This is a genomic window from Bosea sp. NBC_00550 (genome assembly GCF_026020075.1).
GTDB lineage: Bacteria > Pseudomonadota > Alphaproteobacteria > Rhizobiales > Beijerinckiaceae > Allobosea.
In genome coordinates, this window is sequence record NZ_CP102772.1 from 4,795,443 (window position 1) to 4,817,102 (window position 21,660).

Here is a 21,660-nt window from a genome sequence, read left to right on the forward strand (position 1 = left end):
TTCAGTTCCTAGTCGGCGCGGTTTTAGCCGGTCAGTGCGTAATTTACGAGTCCGATCTCGAAACGCCAGTTCTGGCCGACAACTGCATCTACTGAGCGCCCGAGGCACGCGCAAATAGGATTCCAGCGGAGAATCGGATGTGATTCATGGGTTTCGACTGATCTGGAGGTCGGAAGCGATGTCTACTCGGATGGACGAAGACGACTGGGCGTCAAAGAGAAGGACAGGCCCGCCTTCTTCGCCACCACGCTCATAAGGCCCGCCCGTATCGAGCAGGGCATCGGCACCCTCAAACGCTTCAAGCGCGTTGGCCTCCGATGCGAAAAGACAGCCCGGAATTTTCGGTCCATCGTCAGCTTCGCCGCAGGCCTATGCTTGATCAAATTCGTCCAGACGGCCTAACACGTAAGTAGCCGAGTGAAATTGGCGCGAGGCCCCGCGGCTGGCGTCCCGAAATGCCGCAATCAGAGCTTCAACGCCTGCCTATACTCCTCGCCAAACGTGGACAGTGAACTGGCGAGCACCGTCGCCGCGCCATCCACCAGGCCGCAACGGCCGGAACCAGGCAGCAGCCGCGTAAGATTCTCCAGGGCCGCAAGATCACTCGGCCGCCCGGCGCCGGCCTCGATACGCTCGAGGATGCGCGAAACCTGATTTGTGCCGATCTTGCAGGAGGGGCATTGACCGCAGGAATTGGCCGCGAAGAAAGCGACGTATTCTGCCGTCTTGCGCAGGATACTAGTGCCTTCGCCAACTACGATCATCGCACCCGTGCCGAGCCGCGAGCCACGTGCCCGCAGGCTGTCGAAATCCAGCGCCACGTCGAGATCACTGGCCGTCAGAAGCGTGTTGGAAGGACCGCCGGTGAAGACGGCCTTGAACCCCTTATCCGCGAGCATTCCGCCGCCATGGCCGAACACCAGGTCGCGTAGGGAGGTGCCCATGGGCAGTTCGTGCAGGCCGGGGCGCATTACGTCACCGGACAGCGAATAGAGCTTGGTGCCCACCGCATCGCCGAGGCCGAGCCCCCGATACCAAGCAGCGCCCCGGCCCAGGATGTGCGTCGCATGGGCGAAGGTCTCGACATTGTTCAGCAGCGTCGGCGCGCCGTACACGCCCTTCTCGGCGGGGAAGGGCGGCTTGAGCGACGGGAAGGGAAAGCCGCCCACCACGCTGGCCACCGCTGCCGTCTCCTCGCCGCCGACATAAAGGCCGGAGCTGGGACTGACATGGATCTCCACAGGCATCCCGATCGCCCCGCCGACGCGCGCGAGGAGAGGATGCTGGCGCCACGCCGCGGACGCGGCGTGCAGCATTTCCACCAAGCCGGTCTCGCGCGGATTGACGTAGAGGGCAATCCTGTTCGCCTTGACTGCGATCGCGCCGATGAGCGCGCCCTGGATCACCTGGTGGGGCGTGCGGGAGAGCAGGAATCGGTCCTTGAAAGTGCCTGGCTCATCCTCATTGCCATTGCAGATGATCCATTTCCCGCCTCCCTCCGGGCAGAGCGGCTGGGCAGCCACGGCGGCCCATTTGCGATGCGTCGGAAAGCCTGCGCCGCCCAGACCGCGCAGCCCGGCAGCTTCCAGGGTGGGAATGATGCTGGCCGGGTCCGACAGGGCACGCTCCAACCCTTCGCCGCCGCCCGCCGCGAGCCACCCGGCGAGATCCGGACCGACTTGGATGGCCTCGGCGGTGAGCACGGCGGTCATGTGGCGATCGACCTATCGGTGGAGGCGTCGAAATTGCCATAGGGCGGAAAGATCATCGGCGACTTGCGGCTAAGTGGCAGGCCCTGCATCTCAAGGGCGCGGCGCCAATTGGCCAGGTGCGCCAGACCGACGTTACGCGGCCGCTCCCCCCGTGCGTCGGCCGCCGCGCTGGCACCGGCGTGGCGGCCGAACACCACCAGTTCCAGCAGCGCGTTGCCCATCATGCGGTTGCGCCCGTGCAGTCCGCCGGTCACTTCGCCGGCACACAGAAGGCCGGGGACGGCCGTGCGGCCCTTCGGGTCGATCAACACACCGCCATTCTGGTAGTGCAGCGTTGGACGGATCAGGAAGGGTTCTTCGGCCGGGTCGAAGCCGCCGCGATGCGCGAGGTGGAGCAGCGTGACGAGGCTTTTCTCCAGGATGCCGGGCTTCGCCTGTTCCAGGGATGGCGTGTCAAGAAAGACGCCGGTCTTGCCATCGCGGCCGATGCCCCGGCCCTCGGCGATCTCGCGCAGGACCGCTGAGGCCACGATGTCGCGTGGCTGCAATTCATCGACAAAACGCTCACCCCGCCCATTCACCAGATAGGCGCCGGACGAGCGGGCCGCCTCGCTGACCAGCGCGCCTTCCAGGTGCGGCGGCCAGGCGATGCCGGTAGGGTGGTACTGGAAGCTGTCCACGTCGCGCAGCGCAGTGCCGAGGCGATAGGCCAGCGCCAGCCCGTCCGCCGTGGCGCCGTAGTGATTCGAGGTCGGAAACCCCGCGAGATGCAGCCGCCCCGCGCCGCCAGTGGCCAACACCACCGCCCCGGCGCGCGCCAGCACCGCGCGGCCGTGAGCGAAGTCGTGCAGGACCGCCCCGGCACAGCGGCCGCGATCGTCGCTTAGCAATTCCAGCGCCGGATGGCGGTCGAGGAGGGTGATCCCCGGCTGCAGCAGGGTCGCTTCCCGCAGCGCCCGCATCAGTTCCAGCCCGGTGAAGTCTCGATAGGACAGCAGTCTGGCCGCGGTGGCGCCGCCCGGCTTCTTGCGCAGCAGCGTACCGCCCATGCGTTGGCTGTTCTCGGTGAGGTCGAAGTTCATCCCCTCCTGGATCAGCCAGCGGATGGCGGAAGGTCCGTCTGCGACCAGGGCCGCCACCAATGCCTTGTCGGCGGTGAAATGGCCCGCGCGCAGCGTGTCCTCGAAATGGCGTTGCAGGCTATCCTCGGCGCCCACGGCGGCCTGGATGCCGCCTTCGGCCATGACGGTGTTGCTGTCTCCGATGCGCAGCTTGGTGGCGAGCAGCACGCGCGCCCCGGCACGGGCGGCGGTTAATGCCGCCACGCAGCCCGCTCCACCACCGCCGATGACCAACACATCAGCGTCCAGGGTCGGAGCGCCGGCGAGGTCCACATCCTCCAGCAGCGAATCCGCCTGCAGCAGGTCAGCGAGGATGGCCGGGCATTCCTGGCCGGCGCTGACGCCGACCCGGAGCGTCACCATGGCGCCCGGCTGGCGGTCAGGGTGGTAGCCGGCCAGCAGGTCCTGCACCGGCAGGTCCAATGCCTTGGCCGGGGCCGGGGCGGCGGCTCGCCAAGCCTCCACGGCTTGCGCATGCGGAATGCAGGCGGCGCTCAAGCAACGGACTCCGTAGGGGGCGGATTGGCGCCGGGCGCGTCGAAGTCAATCGGCTGCCGGCCTTCCCCGATCTCGTGCAAGCGCATGATCAGGTCCGACGGGCGCAGTGTGAGGGAGGCGCGCATCCGCCGCACGAACTGGCCCAGATGCGCAGGGTCGATATGCTCGGGGCAGGCGGCAACGCAGAGATTGCAGAGCACACAGTGATCGAACAGCCCCGCCGCCGCGTCGGTCTGGCCCAGAACGGCCAGATCGACCATGCGCTGCACCTCGATCCCTTTGGGGCAGGCGTGGTCGCAGCCGCCGCAGTGGCGGCAATGCTTGGCTTCGGGGAAGACCGCGCCGATCTGCTCGATGGCTGTCCAGCTGTCGGCGAGGAGTTGCAGGTCGTAGCCATGCGCGCGGCTAGCCGGGAAATGGTCGATGAAGGCGACCTGCATGCCCTCCTCGGCCAGCATCTCGCAGGCGAGCGCCGTGCTGGCCAGCCGCTCGCCCGTGCGGCGCACCAGAACCCGGCAGGCACCACAGACCCCCTGGCCCATGCAGCCCACATTCTCGGTGAGCGGCAGGCCGGCCCCGATCCAGGCCTGGAGCAGGGAGACGCCCCTGGTCGCCCGGATGGCATGGCCGTCGAAGGTGAAGCCTACGCCATCGGCGGCTGCGGCATCGTCGGCCATGCGGGTTTCTCCTCCATCCGTCATCGGGTTCACCAGAGGCCCAATATCCTCCACCAGGTGGTGCCGAGCACCGCGTAGATGATAAGCTCCCCAACGCACATGATGAAGCCGACGCGCCACCAGGTGCCCAACGGCACATAACCGCTTCCGAAGATGATGGGCGAGGTGCCGGTGGCGTAGTGCGTCAGTGTCATCATGATGCTTGAGCCGGCCACCATCATGAGCAAGAACGGTATCACATAGTCGGGCGGCACCACGCTGACGCCCACGGTCAGGAAGGCGAGCATCATGGCGCTGATGTGCGCCGTCGTGCTGGCGAAGAAGTAGTGCGAGAAGACAAAGAGCAGCACGAGCAGCGTCGCGGCCAGCTCCCATCCCATGCCGGCGGCCACGATGCCGTTCTTCAGCAGGTTGGAGAACCAGGGGATGACACCGGTCTCGTTCAGCTGCTCGGCCATCATCACCAGGGCGCCGAACCAGATCAGCGTATCCCAGGCGCTCTTTTCCGAAAGGACGTCGTCCCAATCGATCGTGCCGGTGATGATGAGGGTGAACAGGCCCAGGAAGGCAACGGCTGTGGGGTCAAGCGTGAAGGCCGGGCCGAAGATCATCGCCGGCACGTTGGCCCAGAGCACGAGCAGCATCGCGAAGGTGCCGATCATCACCCATTCCTTGCCCGAGAGCGGGCCCATGCGCTTCAGTGCGGTCTGCGCATATCCGACCGCATCCGGCGTCGCCTTCACCTCGGGTGGGGAGAGGATGGAGATGGCGATGGGCATGAGCAGCAGGCAGACCAGGCCCGGCACCAGCATGTAGAGCGCCCAGGCCGTCCAGGTGAGATGGAAGGTCTGGTTCGTGACCCGCGCGACATAGTCGACCACCAGCGGGTTCGGCGCCGTGGCGGTGACGAACATGCCCGAGGTGATCGTATTGGCATGCATGTTTACGAGCGACAGGTAGGTGCCCATCTTCCGCTCGGTGCCCTTGGCAGGATCGGAATCAAACGCGGTCGCGATCGATCGCATGATCGGATGCACGATGCCACCACCGCGGGCCGTGTTGCTGGGCGTGAAGGGCGCCAGCACCAGTTCGCAGATCGCCAACCCGTAGCCGATCCCGATGGTCCGCTTGCCCAGCAGGCTGATGAAGATCAGGCCCATGCGGCTGCCCAGACCGGTCTTCTTCAGGCCGCGCGAGATGAGGATCGCGACCACGATCAGCCAGATGAGGGGACTGGACAGGCTACCCAGCGCGTCCGCTATGGCGCCCCTCGAGGAGGTCGCGGTGACCTGCGAAAGGGCGACGATGGTCATTGCCATCATGGCCATGACGCCGATCGGCATGACCTTGAGGATGATCGCGAGGATGGTGGTCAGGAAGATGCCCAGAAGCGCCCAGGCCTTCGGCGTCAGCCCTTCGGGGGCGGGCAGCAGCAGCATGACGACCAGGAAGATCGTCGTGATGATCGCGGGCTGCAGTCGGAACGGTACCGATGCCTTGAAAAAATCGAACATCGCCTTCAGGCGCCCGAGCATCGGCAATTTCCCCCTTGCAAACCGGCCCGCCAGCCTTTGCCAAAGCGGCCGTGAATTCGATCAAGAAGTTCGCAGATCGCAACTGATGCAAGTACGCCGTGCCCTGACAATGGGTCCAGCAAGCAGCAAGCGTTTCAAATTCGCAAGCCCAGCACTGGACAGTCCCGACACGAGAGTTGAGCGCCGGCATCTTTTTGTCGGACAGTCTGCGCGTGTTCGGCGCAGCGCGCGGGGATATGCAGGGGGTAGGAGGCCGGGCTGGCACCATGAGCGCGCGCTTTGGTGCGTCGGTGTCAGCGAGCGAGGGTTATCGCGCGCTTATCTCTGGTGTCAGATCGTCGAGTCCCGCCTCGACCGCGCTGCGGTTCTTGCTGCGTGTCGACCAGGCGCGGGCCACCGCGTGAAGGTCACGCCAACGGTCGGTGCGACCGGACGGGGCGGAGAAAAAGTGATCGATGCTGCGCGATTCCTGAACGGGAGAAGCCATCCTGTTTCCTTCCCTCTCGCAGGTCGCACTGTTTCCGCTCTTACGGATGCGCGCTTCATCGCGTTGCAGGGCCGCTGCTAGGTATGACTATGCATCTGCAAATTGTGTTCGACAGCGTTATCCTCAGCGGGCTCGCCTCTCAGGGGTAGGGGCAGGCGACTGAGCCCCCTTCAAAACCGCAGGTGCCCGTGGCGCCCCAGGCAGGGCAGGGCGAAGAGGTTCTTTCCAGCGGCCCTCCGATGCGCTCGTTGCGCCGATCGCGCTCTACCCCGACGCCTTGCTCGCACAGGTGCCGATGGCTTCGACCTATCCGCTGGAGGTGGTGCAGGCGGATCGATGGTTCGCAGCCAACAAGAAGCTGAAAGTCTCGATCGCCCTGAAGCTTGAGGACGGTCATCCCACCGATGGGCTTGGGGCATTCGTGGCCGCACCCGGAGAATACCAGTGCGCTCCGCGTCCCGTGATCACTCGGGCGATCATCCAGAGTAGTATCTGCGAGGCTTTGCCGGCATGCTGCAGGCCGATGACTATGCCGGCTGCGACGGCCGGCCCGTCAACACCGCCGGTTCGATGAGCCCGGGGTACTGGCAGGCGCGGCAAGGCTCGCCCCCGCGCTCCGGCAGGCTGCCTCGCTTGGGAGTTTCGATGCTGCCTATAATCTACCCCTCAACTTGGATTATCGCAGATAACAATGTATCTAATTGATAACATTAGACAATTTATGGCGCCTGCAAGTTTTTTCGATCACCCGGATGGGAGAGGGGCAGGGGTGAGGGACCGCCGTTGATCATGAAGGCGCAACGGCGCCGCAGCGCCTTCTGCGGAAAGCGCACACCCTCATCCGGCGCTCCGCGCCACCTTCTCCCATCCGGGAGAAGGGAAGAGGCATTGCGGTTCTGGAACTCAGCTGATCAAGGCTTTGTGGATTGCGGCGATGACCGCGTCGCGATCGTCCAACACTTCGCTATTCGTGAAGCGAATGACCGTGAAACCATGCTGCTCGATCTCCTCGGTCCGCGCGGTGTCGTCGTCGCGCTCCCAGCCATGCTGTTGGCCGTCAGGTTCGACCACCAGCTTGCGGTCGATGCAGAGGAAGTCGACGGTGTAGCCGAGCAGCGGCACTTGCCGCCGGAACTTCAAACCGTCGAGGCGGCGATCGCGGATGAGGGACCACAGCATGTCCTCGGCTTCCGTCGCTCGGGCGCGGAGCTTTCGGGCGAGAGGCGGCGTTCTGTGGTGACTGGAAGGATGCTGTACCGGCATGCCGTTCCCGGCAAGGGCGGTCCCTCACCTCTGCCCCTCATCCGGGGGAGGGTTCCCGTCCCGGTTCATAGCACGCCTCGAACGGAAGACATGGGCCCGCCCGCCTCAGGGCGAGATCGCCTGCAGCGCCCAGGCGCGCGCTTCGAGCGGGATCGTGCCGTCGGCGGCGATCGGCAGGCTCTCGCGCAGCTTGAGCCGCAGCTGCTCGCGCGCCTCGGGCGGCAGGCTGGCGCAATAGCCGGGGGCCGGGCCGGCGCCGAGCGTGAAGGGCTGCCAGAGATCGTCGAAATCGCGGAACAGCGTCGGCACGGTGATCGCCTCGCAGGCGATGTCGACCAGCCCCGCGGCGCCGGCAAGCTCGGTCAGTCCCTCCTGCGTGCAGAAGGGAAAGCGCCTGTCCTCGGTGAGCTCGCGCGCATTGGGGTCGAGCGCCGCCGCGGCGGTCCAGAAGGCGCGCATGAACTGGATGCCGCCGCCCGGATAATCCCAGACATAGAAGGCGACGAGCCCGCCCGGCCGCAGGACGCGCCGCATCTCGGCCAGCGCCTTGCCCCGGTCCGGCACGAAGTTGAGCATCAGCGCCGAGCCGGCGGCGTCGGCGCTGGCGTTCTCCAGCGGCAGCGCCTCGGCGCTGCCGAGCCCGAAGGTGACGCGTCGGTCGGTCACGCGCGCCTGCGCCTGCGCCAGAAAGCCTTCGGAAGGGTCGATCGCGACGATGCTGACCGGCACGGCCTCGCCCAGCAGCGCCTCGGTCAGCGCGCCGGTGCCGCAGCCGATGTCGAGCCAATCGAAGCCCGGCAGGGGATTCAGCCAGTCGACAAAGCGCGGCGCGAGCTGGCGGCTCCAGCGCCCCATATAGCGATCATAGCTGTCGCCGGCCTGCCATGCGTCATGGCGCGTCTGGTCGGGCATCGTCTGGCCTTTGGCTCTACGATAACTAACCTTACGTCAAGGCGATAACCTGTACGAGCGAGGGATGTTCCACGTCGTGAAACCGGGGTGTAAAACTTATCCCCGCCCTTTCAACCCAAGCCTATTCTCGACCCACCTCATCCCCGAGGGGCAGCCATCCGGAGGCATGTCGTGTGGCGGGATGGGGTCGGCGCCTGCGGCTGGCCTTGCACGCCAGACTCGGGAGGCTTCGGGGCACCGCTCTGGGGACATTACGATCCCTGCGCGAGGAGCTCGCTGGGAGGCTCGAAGGGAAAGGTTCTGCAACCCGAGACGCGACGAGGCCGGCATCGAACTGAGAAGTGCAAGCCACTTTTCGGGACCATCCGATGCACGAGACAAAGCGGAGCGCAGCGCGCTCCGTGCCGAACTGGCGTCGAGGCGAGCGGGACCGGAACCGGAGAGCCGTAGAAGCGCGGCCCGGAGTCTAGATGAGAACGCCGATAGGCGGAGCGCCACGGGGCGTGCGGAAGGTGGCTCAATCCTTCCGCGCCGCATCCTGGCTCAATGGAAGCGGCCCGATACCCCCGCGCCTCGCGGCGCTCCGCTGCCCCTCGAATTTCGAAACGCTCGTGCGGCAGCGCTGGCGGGTGAAAACACGCGCGTCATTCTCGGGCGACCGCAGGGAGACCCGGGAATCCCGGGCCGGAGGAGGCTCCGGCGCATCCTCGTCAGGAGATGCCCGGATCAAGCCCGGGCATGACGCGGGAGCCGAGCCGGGCGTGACGCCGATATGCGGTTGGAAAGGAGCGCCTTACGCCGCCAGGGCGGGCGTGTTTCCCAGCTTGCGGATGGCGGTGCTGAGCTCCGGCTCGTCGACCAGGTCGGCGGCGTCGGCAAGCTTGAACCAGTGCAGGTCGCGCTGGTGCTGCTCGGCGAAGTTGTCGAGCTGCTGCTCGACCTCGAGCAGGTAGAGTTTCACCTCGCAGAGCGCGAAATGGTCGCTCATGCGCTTCCAGTAGGTGTAGCGCCCGGCCGGATCGCGGCTGACGCGGCCGAGGACGCCGGCCTCCTCATAGGCCTCGCGCGCCGCGGCGTCGCGATCCTTCAGCCCCTTCATCGGCCAGCCCTTGGGGACGATCCAGCGCCGGGTCGTCCGCGATGTCACCAGCAGGATTTCAGTCGAGCCGTCGGCGGCACGGCGGATCGGCATGGCGGCGATCTGCGACCGCTTCTCCCCCGGTTTCCGCTTGGCCTTCTTCATCGACGCTGGAAGCCCCTTCTTGGCTGCACATTCGTCCGGCTCCGAATCATAATGTTCGCCGGAGCGAATAAATATTGCATCGCTGCGTAAAATTGGAAGAGGCATTCTGCCGAAAAAGTGAACGCGTCAGCCCTGCTTCCTGTGCATATCTTCCCCGGCGGAGAACCGCAGAAGCAGCCAGCCGCCGATGCCGGAGATGAGCGAGCCCGCGATCACGCCCATCTTGGTCTGGTTCTGAAGCATCTCCGAATCCGGGAAGGCGAGCAGGCCGATGAACAGGCTCATGGTGAAGCCGATGCCGCAGAGCAGGGCGATGCCGTAGAACTGAGCCCAGGAGGCTCTGGCCGGCAGATCGGCGAGCCCGGCCCGGATCGCCAGCCAGCCGAAGCCGAAGATGCCGATCTGCTTGCCGACGAACAGGCCGAGCAGGATGCCGAGCGGCAGCGGCTCCGCCAGCGTCGCGAGCCCGAGGCCGCTGAAGGGAAGGCCGGCATTGGCGAAGCCGAAGATCGGGATGATCAGGAAGGCGACATAAGGGTGGAGCCCGTGCTCCAGCCGGTGCAGCGGCGAGCCCGCGTCGTCGGGCCTGGCGGGTGAGGCCTTGAGCGGGATGGTCAGCGCCAGAGCGACACCGGCCAGCGTGGCGTGCACGCCGGATTTCAGCGTGAAGATCCAGAGCGCGATGCCGAGCAGCAGATAGGGCGCGAGCCGCGTCACGCCGAGGCGGTTGAGGACAGCAAGCGCAATGAGCGTCAATGCCGCGAGGCCGAGATACAGTTCGGACAGCCCGCTGGTGTAGAACACCGCGATGATGATCACCGCGCCGAGATCGTCGAGGATGGCGAGCGCGGTCAGGAAGACCTTGAGCGAGGCCGGAACACGTGGTCCCAGCAGCGAGAGCACGCCGAGCGCGAAGGCGATGTCGGTGGCTGTCGGGATCGCCCAGCCGCGCAGGCTCTCGGGCGCGCCGCGGTTGAGGGCGACATAGATCAGCGCCGGCGCGACCATGCCGCCGAGCGCGGCGAAGCCGGGCAGCGCCCGTCGCCCCCAGCTCGAGAGCTGCCCGTCCAGCATCTCGCGCTTGATCTCGAGCCCGACGAGCAGGAAGAACACCGCCATCAGCGCGTCGTTGATCCAGTGCAGCACCGAAAGGCCGAGCACATAGCTCTTCAGCGCGGCGAAATAGAACGGCGCCGCCGGCGAGTTGGCGATGACGACGGCGAGCGCCGCAACCGCCATCAGCACGATGCCGCCGGAGGCCTCGCTGTGCAGGAATTCCCGCAACGCGGAAAGGGGTCTCGTCCGTGCAGCGGGGCCGGCCATCATGATCTCCTCTGTGGATCGAGCAGAAGGAGATACGACAGGCCTATGGATATGACCAAATCTGCAGATGTCGCAGTGGAATTCAGAGCTTCTTGCCGTCCTTGTCGAACTGCTTGAGGAAGGCGATCAGGTCGTTGATCTCCTTCTCGCCCTTGATGCCGGCGAAGATCATCTTGGTGCCCGGAATCTTGGCCCTGGGGTCCTTGATGTAGTCGGTGAAGGTGGTTTCGTCCCAGGTCAGGCCGGAGTTCTTGTTGGCGGCGGAATAGCTGTAGGCCTCGACCGCGCCCGAATGCCGGCCGATCAGGCCGTTGAGCTCGGGGCCGACGAGGTTGCGCGCGCCCTCGCCGATCTGGTGGCAGGCGCGGCACTTATTGAAGGATCGTTCACCGGCCGCGGCGTCCTGCGCGGCGGCTGATTGACTGAGGAACGGCAGGATAAGGAGGAGGCTCGGGAGAATGGCTCGCATGGTCAGGTCTTTTCGACTTGGAGGCATTCTTACATAACCCGAAGCCGCGCGGCGGCGGCATGGGTCCTTTCGCCGCGCACCTCAGAGCTCGCCGATCCACTCCGCGACGGTGGCGGTGAAGGCGTCCGGGCGCGAGACCGGGAAGAGATGTCCGCCGGTCTCCATGATGGTGCGCCGGCAGCCGGGCAGGGCGGCGGCAAGCGCTTCCTGATGGTAGACGGGCACGACGATGTCGTCGCGCGTGCCTAGCACCAGCACCGGCATCATCAGCGAGCCGATATCGGCCGAGCCGTCGAAGGCGAGCAGGGCATCGATGCGCTCATGCGTCACAATCCTCGCCTGCTCGCTGACGGGCGCCGATGCCAGCGCATCGTCGTAGATATGCCAGTTCTGCTCGATCCAGCGCGGCTGATAGCCGCTGAGCACGGAGATCGCGGCGTAGGCGTAGGGGTCCGCATCGAGGATCGCGCGGCGCGCCCCGAACAAGGCGCTCAGGAACCGGCCGGGCGAGAGCCAGCTTGCGCTCAGGATCAGGCCGTCGAGGCGCCCCGGAGCGAGCTTGGCGATCCGCTGGGCAATGCAGCCGCCCGTGGAATGGCCGAGCACGACCGCGCGCTCGATGCCGGCGGCGTCGAGGACCGCCAGGCTGTCGCGGGCCAGAAGCTCGATATCGCAGGGCGCTTCGCCGCGCGTGCTGGAGCCGATGCCGCGCTGGTCGAAGCGGATCACCTGGAAGGAGCGCGACAGCGTCGCGGCGATCTCCGTCCAGAACGTTGCCGTGCCGCTCAGCCCGCTGACGAGCAGCAGCGGCTGGCCATGGCCCTCCTTGAAGGCGTGGAGCACCGCGCCGTCGGGCGTCTCGACCTTGAAGTCGATGATCTCGGTCGTGGCTGTCATGCGTCACCTCGCGGAAGGGGACGTGAGGTTCTGCGCCCGGCGCACATGGTCTCGAACATGGCCCCGTTCTCCCTGAAACGTGAGGTCGCCCGCCCTCCGGTCATTCCGGCCTTGATCTGGCCGATTGGACCGGTTCGTGTCAGGATGGCGCATCAGGGCCGCCCCTGCCATGGCGTGAGTGCAGGGGGCGGAATGTTCTCGGCGCAGAGCAAATAGACCAAAGACTAATTGGCCTGCGTCTGGTGCATAGCTTTGCGCTGTGTCTGCCGGAGAGCCGCGAGGCGAGGCGTGTTCGCTACGATTTCCGTCGGCTGCGCCTGTTTGCAGCGCCGGGATCGGTGCGCCAGGTCTCGACCGGCAGAGTGGGTAGGTCGAAATAGTCGCGCGTCGTCGCATAGCCCTGGCCGCCCATGCGTCCGACGGCGTCGAGCGCGACGGGATCGACATAGAGCTTCTGCGGATCGATCGTATCGGCGCGGAAATGCGCGTAGACGACCTCGCCGAGGATGATCTCGCGCGAATTGCCGATGCCGAGCGTGGTGTGATGCCGACATTCGAAGGCCGCCGGCGCCTGGCCGATCCAGGGGCAGGGCACCTTGACGCCGGGCATCGCGGTCAGTCCGGCTTCCGCCAGCTCGTCGGCACCGGGCTCGAAAGGCACCGCGCAGACATTCATGCCTTCGACCAGCGCGTCGGAGACGATGTTCACGGTGAAGGCCAGGGTCTGGCGGACATTGCGGCCGGTGTCCTTCTGCGCGCCGCTGGGCCGGTACTCGACGCCGAGAGCCAGGATTGCGGGATCGGCCGAGAGGCAGTTGAAGAAGGAGAACGGCGCGGCATTCACCGTGCCGTGCTCGTCGACCGTGGTCACCAGCGCGATCGGACGCGGCACGACCGCGCCGATCAGGAGCTTGTAGCGCTCGCGCGGGGTCAGTGCCGCGAAGTCGAAGGTGACGATGCCGGGGGCGGTTTCGGCGCGCGGCTGTCCGGTGGGGTGGGCGGTCACGATGGGGTCAATCCTTCGCTGCGGGCGTAGGGGGCGAGCACGTCGCGGATGTCCCGCTCGACGCGCGGGGTCAGCAAGGCGCGGGTCACGACGGCGCGCAGATGGTGGTCCATCAAATCGGCGGCGCGGGCGGCGTCGCCCGAGCGCAGCGCCTCGATGAGCTGGCGATGCTCGGAGACCGCGCATTCGCTGGAATGGGGACGCCCATAGATCGCCAGGATCAGCGAGCAGCGCGACGACGCTTCCTGGACATAGCGCAGCAGCAGCGCGTTGCCGGTCATCATCGCGAGCTTGATGTGGAACTCGCCGGAAAGGCGGATCGATTCCGGCCCGTCCTGCTCATGCGCCTTCTCTTCCTGCTCGACATGGGCTTCGAGCTCGGCCGCCTGGGCCGCCGTCAGGCGCCCGGCGAGGTTCTCCGCCACGAGCCGCTCCAGCCCGCGCCGGACCTCGAAGACGTCGCGCGCTTCCTCCAGAGTCGGATAGGCGACGGAGGCGCCGCGATTGGGCTTCAGCTCGACCAGCCCTTCGACGGCAAGGCGCCCGAAGGCTTCGCGCACCAGCGTGCGGCTGACGCCGAGCTGCTCGCCGATCGAATCCTCCGGCAGCTTGATGCCCGGCTTCAACGCTTGCTCGATGATGGCGCGCCGGAGCGCCCTGTATACGGATTCGGCCCGCAGAACCGGCGTGCGACGCTCGCCCATATCGGCCTTCCCTCGTCCTGATCTGACAGTTTGCGGGAGCGTCAATGTCACGATCGCGGGCTCCGATCCAGTTTCCGCTTGTGCTCAATAATCGCATACAATACGATCTTCATATCGTATGCAAGTTTGATTACTAATCGCACACGAGATGGCGATCAAAACGCCACGGTGCCTAAAGAGGCGGCAGATGACGATCGAGGGTCCGGCCGCGTGCTGCGGCGGGCCGTCAACAAAAAGGGGAGAGTTGGATGAAGAAGGCCTGGTTGCTGGCGGCCGTTGCCGCCTTTGCCCTGGTGGGTTCCGCCGAGGCGAAGACGCTCAAATGGGGCGCGGCGCGCGAGATCGCCTCGCTCGACCCCTATTCCTTCGGCGAGACCTTCACCCTGTCGGTGCTGAACCACGTCTATGAGGGGCTGGTGCGCTATACCGGCGACCTCAAGATCGAGCCGGCGCTGGCGGAATCATGGGAGACGGTGTCGCCGACCGTCTGGCGCTTCAAGCTGCGCCAGGGCGTCAAGTTCCACAACGGCAACCCGTTCACCGCCGATGACGTGATCGCCTCGCTGGCCCGCGTCACCCATGCGGACTCGCCGCTCAAGGGCAACCTGCCGGCCTATAAATCCTCGAAGAAGATCGACGACTATACCGTCGAGATCGAGGTCAACGGCCCCTATCCGCTGCTGCTCAACGACCTCACCAACATCTTCATCTTCGACAAGGAGTGGATGGAGGCCAACAACTCGCTGCTCCCCACCGATTCCGGCAAGGGCGTGAAGGGCTACGCCACCGACAACGCCAACGGCACCGGGCCGTTCTTCGTCGAAAGCCGCCGCGCCGATTCCAAGACCGTCTTCGCCAAGAACCCGAGCTGGTGGGACAAGCCGCAGCACAACATCGACAAGATCGAATTCACGCCGATCACCTCGTCCTCGACGCGGGTCGCGGCGCTGCTTTCCGGCGAGATCGACTTCACCAACGTCGCCCCGCTGCAGGACCTGCCGCGCCTCTCCGCCTCGCCGGACGTCAAGGTGCTGCAGACCAACGAACTGCGCTCGGTCTTCTTCGCCTTCAACCTGACCGACAAGCTCTTCGAGAGCGACATGAAGGACAAGAACCCCTTCAAGGACATCAAGGTGCGCGAAGCACTCTATCGCGCCATCGACATCGACGCGGTCCAGAAGCGGGCGATGCGCGGCCTCTCGCGCAACACCGGCGCGCTCGTCGCTCCCGCCATCCCCGGCTATGAGCTCTCGCAGGACGACCGGCTGCCCTTCGACCTGAACGGCGCCAAGAAGCTCCTGGCCGATGCCGGCTACCCCAACGGCTTCTCCTTCCAGATGAACTGCCAGAGCGACTCCCTCGTCAACGAGGAGGAGTTCTGCCAGGCGGTCGCCTCGATGTGGTCGCGCGCCGGCCTCAAGCCCAATCTCAGCATGGCGCCGCGCAGCCAGCAGGCGCCCAAGCGCGTGAAGGGCGAGTTCGACGTGATCTCCTTCGGCTGGGCGAACGAGCCGATGATCGACGCCTATTCGCTGCTCGTGCAGGTGATGCGCTCGAAGAGCGGCACCGGCGGCGTCTTCAACTGGGGCAACTGGGGCGATCCGCGCATCGACGCGCTGATCGACAAGGCCGGCGTCGAGCTCGACGACGCCAAGCGCATCCCGATGATGAAGGAGGCGCTCAAGATCGCCAAGGCCGAGCATCTCTTCATCCCGTTGCACCAGCAGCCGATGGCCTGGGCGATGCGCTCCACCGTCGCCTCGACCGTGCAGGCCTCGGACAACAAGCCGCGGCTTTGGCTGACCATGATGAAGTGAGGCGGCGGCGACGTCATGGCTGGGCTTGACCCGGCCATCTCGGAAACCAGCGCCCTCTCGTCCTGAGATTCCCGGGTCTTCGCTTTGCGAAGCCCGGGAATGACGGCAGGGGAACAGGAGCCCACCCGATGCCGGCCTTCCTCTTCAAGCGACTGCTCAACGCCGCCGGCGTCATGCTGGCGGTGGCCTTCCTCGCCTTCCTGATCTTCCGCTTCGTCGGCGATCCCGTCGAGCTGATGCTGAACGAGCAGGCGAGCCAGCAGCAGCGCGACGAGCTGCGGACCCGGCTCGGGCTCGACAAAGGCTTCGTGATGCAGTTCGCGACCTTCGTCGGCAACGCGGCGCGGGGCGATTTCGGCATTTCCTACCGCAACCAGCAGGACGTCTTCACGCTGATCTCGGAACGCTTCCCGGCGACCTTCGAGCTCGTGCTGGTCGCGACCTTCCTCTCGCTCGCCATCGGCATCCCGCTCGGCGTCTACACCGCGATCCGACGCGACAGCTGGCTTGCCAAGGCACTGCAGTTCATCTCGGTGCTCGGCGTCTCCTTGCCGAGCTTCGCGCTCGGCATCCTCTTCATCCTCGTCTTCTCGGTCTCGCTGCAATGGCTACCCGCCTTCGGGCGCGGCGAGGTCGTCCAACTCGGCTGGTGGAGCACCGGCTTCCTCACATCGTCCGGTCGCAAGGCGCTGGTCCTGCCCGGCATCACGCTCTCGCTCTTCCAGATCACGCTGGTGATGCGCCTCGTGCGCGCCGAGATGCTGGAGACGATGCGCACCGATTTCATCCGCTTCGCCCGCGCCCGTGGCCTGCCGTCCCGCGCCGTCCATTTCGGCCACGCGCTGCGCAACTGCCTGATGCCGGTCATCACCGTCACCGGCCTTCAGATCGGCAACCTCATCGCCTTCGCGCTGGTGACCGAGACCGTGTTCCAGTGGCCGGGCATGGGCATGCTCTTCGTCCAGGCCGTGACCTTCGTCGATATCCCGGTGATGGCGGCCTATCTGATCGTCGTCTCCTTCATCTTCGTCACGCTCAACACGCTGGTCGACCTGACCTATGCCTGGGTCGATCCGCGCCTGCGCGAGGACGCGCTCACGGGAGGCGTCAATGCTCGTTGAGAAGACCCGGCCCGCTGACATCGTCAAGAAACCCGGCCGCCTGCGCCGTTTCCTCGACAGCGACATCGGCTGGAGCTTCTGCCACACCCCGGTCGCCTGGCTCTCGGCGCTGGTGCTGGCGCTGCTGGTGCTGAGCGCGCTCTTCGCACCGCTGATCGCGCCGCAGAATCCCTACGACCTCACGCAGATCTTCATCGATAAGGCCGAAATCCCGCCGATCTGGCAGGAGGGCGGCGAGTGGCCCTTCCTGCTCGGCACCGATCCGCAGGGCCGCGACGTGCTCTCCGCCATCCTCTACGGCTCGCGCATCTCGCTGATCATCGGCTTCTCCGCCGTCGTCGTGTCGATGCTGGTCGGCGTCTCGATCGGGCTTTGCGCCGGCTTCTATGGCGGGCGCGTCGACAACCTGCTGATGCGCCTCGGCGACACCGTGCTCTCGATCCCGACGCTGCTGATGGCGATCCTGGTCTCCGCGATCTTCCGCGAGATGCTGCCGCCGGCCCTGCGCGAGCCCTTCGCCGCCGTGGTGCTCGTGCTCTCGATCGCGCTGACGAGCTGGGTGCAGTACGCCCGCACCGTGCGCGCGCTCACCATGGTCGAGCGCCGCAAGGAATATGTGCTGGCCGCCCGGATCATCCGCGTGCCCGCCACCCGCATCATGGGCCGCCATATCCTGCCCAACACGATGACGCCGGTGCTGGTCTCGGCCACGCTCAATCTCGGCCTCGCCATCCTCTCTGAGGCGACGCTGTCCTTCCTCGGCGTCGGCATGCCGATCACCCAGCCTTCGCTGGGCACGCTGATCCGCATCGGCAACCAGTACCTGTTCTCCGGCTCCTGGTGGCTCGTCGTCTTCCCCTCGCTGCAGCTCGGGCTGATCGTGCTCTCGGTCAACCTGCTCGGCGACTGGCTGCGCGACGCGCTGAACCCGAAGCTGCGGTGATGATGCCCGCTCTCGAACCACGCCGTCATTCCGGGGCAGGCCGCAGGCCTGAGCCCGGAACCCATGAACACCGGAGTTGCTCAAAGAGGCGCGCGCATCGTCGTGCCCCAACAAAGGCCACCTGTGTTCATGGGTTCCGGGCTCGCTGCTGCGCAGCGCCCCGGAATGACGGCGTGTGCCCACGGCCAAAGAACGAGATCACGAGGAAAAGCCTGCGATGACCGCCTCCCTGCTGCTGCGCAATGTCCGTCCCCATGCCGGCCCCGCCACCGATGTGCTGATCGAAAACGGCAAGATCGCTCGGGTCGGAGCAAACCTGACAGCCCCCGCCGGCGTCGCGGTGGAGGACGGACGCGGCGAGATCGTCATCCCCGGCCTCGTCGAGGCGCATACCCATCTCGACAAGAGCCTCTGGGGCCAGCCCTGGTACGTCAATGAGGTCGGCCCGAAGCTGCTCGACAAGATCGACAACGAGCGCCTGAACAAGAAGCGCCTCGACATCGATCCGACCCGCCAGTCGGCGCGCCAGACCATCCAATCCTCCCTGATGGGCACGACCCATATCCGCAGCCATGTCGATGTCGATACCGATCTCGGGCTCTGGGGCGTCGAGGGCGTGATGCAGACCCGCGATGCCTACCGAGACATCGTCGACATCGAGCTGGTCGCCTTCCCGCAATCCGGCCTGCTGCGCCGCCCCGGCACGCTGGAGCTGATGGACCAGGCGATGAAGGCGGGCTGCGAGATCGTCGGCGGGCTCGACCCTTGCGGCATCGACCGCGACCCGAAGGGCCATCTCGATGCGGTCTTCGCGCTCTGCCAGAGCTACGGCAAGCCGCTCGACATCCACCTGCACGAGCCCGGCGAGATGGGCGCCTTCTCGATGGACCTGATCATCGAGCGCACCCGCGCGCTCGGCATGAACGGCAAGGTCACGATCAGCCACGCCTTCTGCCTGGGATCGCCCGATGCGGCGCTGGTCGACCCGCTGATCGCGCAACTCGCCGAACTCGACATCGCGATCATGACGACGGCTCCGTCGCGCAGCGCGGCGCCCCCGGTCAAGAAGCTGCTGGAGGCCGGCGTGCGCGTCTGCTCGGGTTCCGATGGCATCCGCGACACCTGGGGCCCCTACGGCAATGCCGACATGGTCGAGCGCGCCATGTTTATCGGCCTGCGCAACAATTTCCGCCGCGATGACGAGCTCAAGCTCGGCCTGGACGTCTGCACCACCGAAGGCGCCAAGGTGATGGAGATCGCCGATTATGGGCTCGCCGAAGGCAAGGCCGCTGATTTCGTCGTCATGCCCGGCGAGACGCTGGCGGAGCTGATCGTCACCCGCTCGCCCAAGCGCCGCGTGGTCAAGCGCGGCCGGATCGTCGCACGCGACGGCGTCTCGGTGAGGACCGCTCCGTGAGCCTGCAGGCAGCCAGGCGGCCCGAGGGCCGCATCCTGATGACGGCGCGCTGGGTCGTCGGCCACAAGGACGGCCGCCACCGGCTCTACGAAAACGGCGAGGTCGTCTTCGAGGACGGCGCGGTCGTCTTCGTCGGCCACGGCTTCCCCGGAGAAGTCGCGCGCCGCATCGACTACGGCAATGCGCTGATCGGGCCGGGCTTCGTCGATTGCGACGCGCTCTCCGACCTCGACACCACCATCCTCGCCTATGACAACCAGCCGGCCTGGAAGAAAGGCCGCGTCTGGCCGCGCAGCTATCTCGATGCCGGTCCCTACGAGATGTACACGCGCGAGGAGCTGGCCTTCCAGAAGCGCTACGCTTTCTCTCAGCTGATCCGCAACGGCATCACCACGGCGCTGCCGATCGCCTCGCTGTTCTACCGCGCCTGGGGCGAGACGGTTCAGGAGTTCGAGGATGCGGCACAGGCCGCTGCCGATCTCGGCCTGCGCGCCTATCTCGGCCCGGCCTATCGCACCGGAAACCAGCTCGTCGAGGCCGATGGTCGCGTCGTCACCCACTACGACGAGGCGCGGGGCCTCGCCGAGCTCGACGCCGCCATCGACTTCGCTGGGCGTCATGAGGGCGCGGCCGGCGGGCTGATCCGCGCGATGTTCGCGCCGGATCGCATCGAGACCTCGACGGCCGAACTGCTGCGCCGCACGGCAGCGGCCTCGCGCGAGTTCGATGTTCCCGTTCGGCTGCATTGCTGCCAGTCGAAGATCGAATACGACCTTGTCCTCGCCCAGCACGGCATGAGCCCGCCGGAATGGCTGGAGAGCCTCGGTTTCCTCAACGAACGCTGCCTCTTGCCGCACGGCACCGTCGTCTCCGGCAGCCGGCTGATCGAGCGTCCCGGCCGCGACCTCGATATCATCCGCGATTCCGGCGCGAGCATCGTCCATTGCCCGCTGGTCTCCGGGCGGCACGGCAATGCGATCGACCATTTCGGCCGCTACCGCGCCATGGGGCTCAATATCGCCATGGGCACGGATACGAGCCCGCCCGACATGGTGATGAACCTTCAGACCGGCATGATCCTCGCTCGCACCATGGCCGGCAATGTCGCCGCCGTCCGCTCCGAGGATTATTACGACGCCGCCACCATCGGCGGCGCCGACGCGCTGCAGCGGCCCGATCTCGGCCGCCTCCAGCCCGGCGCGCGCGCCGACATCACCGTTTTCGATCTCGATCGGCCCCATAGCGGGCAGGTCATCGATCCCATTCAGACGATGATGCTGACCGGCCATGGCCGCGACTTCTCCACGGTGGTGATCGATGGGCGCTTCGTCATGGAAAACCGGACCATCCCGGCGCAGGACGAGGCGGCCGACAATGCTCGCGCCCAGAAGCAGTTCGAAGGCGTGATGGCGCGCTATCCCGAGCGCACCCTGGGCCACCCGCCGATGAGCGAGATCTTCTCGTCGAGCTACGCGATCGAACGCAGCGAGGTCCTTGCATGACCGCTCCCGCCGCAGCGCCTCTTCTGTCGGTGCGTGATCTGCGCATCGTCTTCGACGGCCGCCACGGCGCGTTGACGGCGCTGGACGGCGTCTCCTTCGACATCGCGCCGGGCGAGATCCTCGGCGTGGTCGGCGAGTCCGGCGCGGGCAAGTCGCTGACCGGCACGGCGGTGATCGGCCTGCTCGATCCGCCGGGGCGCATTGCCGGCGGCGAGATCCACCTCTCCGGGCAGCGCATCGACAACCTCCCGGCGGAGGCGATGCGCAGGCTGCGCGGCCGGCGCATCGGCGCGATCTTCCAGGACCCGCTGACCTCGCTGCATCCGCTGCTCAAGGTCGGCGACCAGATCGTCGAGACGATCCTGACGCATCTGCCGGTGAGCAGGGCGGAGGCGCGCAAGCGTGCGCTCGACCTGTTGAAGGAGGTCGGCATCCCCGCCGCCGAGTCGCGCATCGACAGCTACCCGCACCAGTTTTCCGGCGGCATGCGCCAGCGCGTCGTCATCGCGCTCGCGCTCTGCGCCGAGCCCTCGCTGATCATCGCCGATGAGCCCACGACCGCGCTCGACGTCTCGATCCAGGCGCAGATCACCACCTTGCTGAAGCGGCTCTGCCGCGAGCACGGCACGGCGATCATGCTGGTCACGCACGACATGGGCGTCATCGCGGAGACGGCCGATCGCGTCGCGGTGATGTATGCCGGCCGCGTCGTCGAGATCGGCCCGGTCGAAGAAGTGACGCGCCGGCCCCACCATCCCTACACCGCCGGGCTGATGGCCTCGATCCCGAGCGTCCACGTCCGCCACGAGCACCTCAACCAGATCGACGGCGCCATGCCGCGCCTCAACGCGATCCCCTCCGGCTGCGCCTTCAATCCGCGCTGCGGCCGGGTCGAGCCGTTCTGCCGGGATCACAAGCCCGGGCTGCCGGTGTCGAGCCACGCCGCCGCCTGCCATTTCCCGCTGAAGGAGGCCGTGCATGCGTGATACCGTGACGACGCTCACGCAGGGTGA

19 protein-coding genes are annotated in these 21,660 nt (G+C 66.4%); 7 read left to right on the forward strand and 12 right to left on the reverse strand.

The features are described 5' to 3' along the window. Positions 1-464 precede the first annotated feature (464 nt). Genes NWE53_RS22845 through NWE53_RS22860 form a run of 4 tightly spaced genes read right to left on the reverse strand, consistent with a single transcriptional unit; the run spans position 465 to position 5,543 of the window. Positions 465-1,712 (reverse strand): NADH-ubiquinone oxidoreductase-F iron-sulfur binding region domain-containing protein, encoded by a 1,248-nt coding sequence (locus tag NWE53_RS22845; RefSeq protein ID WP_265051627.1) that lies wholly within the window; start codon positions 1,710-1,712, stop codon positions 465-467. Then, complete coding sequence (locus NWE53_RS22850; protein ID WP_265051628.1) at positions 1,709-3,331, reverse strand: FAD-dependent oxidoreductase; 1,623 nt, start codon at positions 3,329-3,331, stop codon at positions 1,709-1,711. The genes NWE53_RS22845 and NWE53_RS22850 overlap by 4 nt, the downstream gene beginning before the upstream one ends. After that, on the reverse strand, positions 3,328-4,008 hold the full coding sequence (locus NWE53_RS22855; protein ID WP_265051629.1) for a 4Fe-4S dicluster domain-containing protein: 681 nt from the start codon (positions 4,006-4,008) through the stop codon (positions 3,328-3,330). The genes NWE53_RS22850 and NWE53_RS22855 overlap by 4 nt, the downstream gene beginning before the upstream one ends. A gap of 29 nt (positions 4,009-4,037) precedes the next feature. Next, positions 4,038-5,543, reverse strand: coding sequence for an anion permease (locus tag NWE53_RS22860; protein WP_265051630.1), 1,506 nt, complete (start codon positions 5,541-5,543; stop codon positions 4,038-4,040). 782 nt (positions 5,544-6,325) lie between these two features. On the opposite strand from NWE53_RS22860, the gene NWE53_RS22865 reads away from it, so the two are divergent. Next, positions 6,326-6,604, forward strand: a complete 279-nt coding sequence (locus NWE53_RS22865) for a DUF3300 domain-containing protein (protein WP_442864884.1) — start codon at positions 6,326-6,328, stop codon at positions 6,602-6,604. Positions 6,605-6,933: 329 nt separating this feature from the next. Here NWE53_RS22865 and NWE53_RS22870 read toward each other — a convergent pair whose 3' ends face one another. From NWE53_RS22870 to NWE53_RS22905, 8 genes are all read right to left on the reverse strand, one after another. Next, complete coding sequence (locus NWE53_RS22870; RefSeq protein ID WP_265051631.1) at positions 6,934-7,293, reverse strand: endonuclease domain-containing protein; 360 nt, start codon at positions 7,291-7,293, stop codon at positions 6,934-6,936. A 105-nt stretch (positions 7,294-7,398) separates the two neighbouring features. Beyond that, positions 7,399-8,205 (reverse strand): class I SAM-dependent methyltransferase, encoded by an 807-nt coding sequence (locus tag NWE53_RS22875; RefSeq protein ID WP_265051632.1) that lies wholly within the window; start codon positions 8,203-8,205, stop codon positions 7,399-7,401. A 793-nt stretch (positions 8,206-8,998) separates the two neighbouring features. Further along, positions 8,999-9,448 carry an NUDIX hydrolase gene (locus NWE53_RS22880; RefSeq protein ID WP_265051633.1) on the reverse strand — a complete coding sequence of 150 codons (450 nt, stop codon included), beginning with the start codon at positions 9,446-9,448 and terminating at the stop codon, positions 8,999-9,001. Positions 9,449-9,574: 126 nt separating this feature from the next. Beyond that, positions 9,575-10,771, reverse strand: coding sequence for a Na+/H+ antiporter NhaA (gene nhaA, locus NWE53_RS22885; RefSeq protein ID WP_265051634.1), 1,197 nt, complete (start codon positions 10,769-10,771; stop codon positions 9,575-9,577). Between the two features lie 82 nt (positions 10,772-10,853). Next, positions 10,854-11,240 carry a c-type cytochrome gene (locus tag NWE53_RS22890; protein ID WP_265051635.1) on the reverse strand — a complete coding sequence of 129 codons (387 nt, stop codon included), beginning with the start codon at positions 11,238-11,240 and terminating at the stop codon, positions 10,854-10,856. Positions 11,241-11,321: 81 nt separating this feature from the next. Next, positions 11,322-12,137 carry an alpha/beta fold hydrolase gene (locus NWE53_RS22895; protein ID WP_265051636.1) on the reverse strand — a complete coding sequence of 272 codons (816 nt, stop codon included), beginning with the start codon at positions 12,135-12,137 and terminating at the stop codon, positions 11,322-11,324. A gap of 295 nt (positions 12,138-12,432) precedes the next feature. Next, positions 12,433-13,143: a flavin reductase family protein gene (locus tag NWE53_RS22900; RefSeq protein ID WP_265051637.1), complete on the reverse strand. Its 711-nt coding sequence runs from the start codon at positions 13,141-13,143 to the stop codon at positions 12,433-12,435. Next, positions 13,140-13,847 (reverse strand): GntR family transcriptional regulator, encoded by a 708-nt coding sequence (locus tag NWE53_RS22905; RefSeq protein WP_265051638.1) that lies wholly within the window; start codon positions 13,845-13,847, stop codon positions 13,140-13,142. Before NWE53_RS22905 ends, NWE53_RS22900 begins: the two co-directional genes overlap by 4 nt. Positions 13,848-14,095: 248 nt before the next feature. Between NWE53_RS22905 and NWE53_RS22910 the strand changes: the two genes are divergently transcribed. The 6 genes from NWE53_RS22910 (at position 14,096) to NWE53_RS22935 (ending at position 21,633) form a co-directional block, all read left to right on the forward strand. Continuing rightward, a complete protein-coding gene (locus NWE53_RS22910) occupies positions 14,096-15,664 on the forward strand; it encodes an ABC transporter substrate-binding protein (protein WP_265051639.1) in 1,569 nt (522 codons plus the stop codon). A gap of 128 nt (positions 15,665-15,792) precedes the next feature. Further along, positions 15,793-16,785 (forward strand): ABC transporter permease, encoded by a 993-nt coding sequence (locus NWE53_RS22915; RefSeq protein ID WP_265051640.1) that lies wholly within the window; start codon positions 15,793-15,795, stop codon positions 16,783-16,785. Then, positions 16,775-17,728: an ABC transporter permease gene (locus tag NWE53_RS22920; protein ID WP_265051641.1), complete on the forward strand. Its 954-nt coding sequence runs from the start codon at positions 16,775-16,777 to the stop codon at positions 17,726-17,728. Before NWE53_RS22915 ends, NWE53_RS22920 begins: the two co-directional genes overlap by 11 nt. Positions 17,729-17,945: 217 nt before the next feature. Next, positions 17,946-19,145, forward strand: a complete 1,200-nt coding sequence (locus NWE53_RS22925; RefSeq protein WP_265051642.1) for an amidohydrolase family protein — start codon at positions 17,946-17,948, stop codon at positions 19,143-19,145. Between the two features lie 38 nt (positions 19,146-19,183). Further along, positions 19,184-20,647 carry an amidohydrolase family protein gene (locus NWE53_RS22930; RefSeq protein WP_265054988.1) on the forward strand — a complete coding sequence of 488 codons (1,464 nt, stop codon included), beginning with the start codon at positions 19,184-19,186 and terminating at the stop codon, positions 20,645-20,647. Further along, positions 20,644-21,633 (forward strand): ABC transporter ATP-binding protein, encoded by a 990-nt coding sequence (locus NWE53_RS22935; protein ID WP_265051643.1) that lies wholly within the window; start codon positions 20,644-20,646, stop codon positions 21,631-21,633. Before NWE53_RS22930 ends, NWE53_RS22935 begins: the two co-directional genes overlap by 4 nt. Positions 21,634-21,660 lie beyond the last annotated feature (27 nt).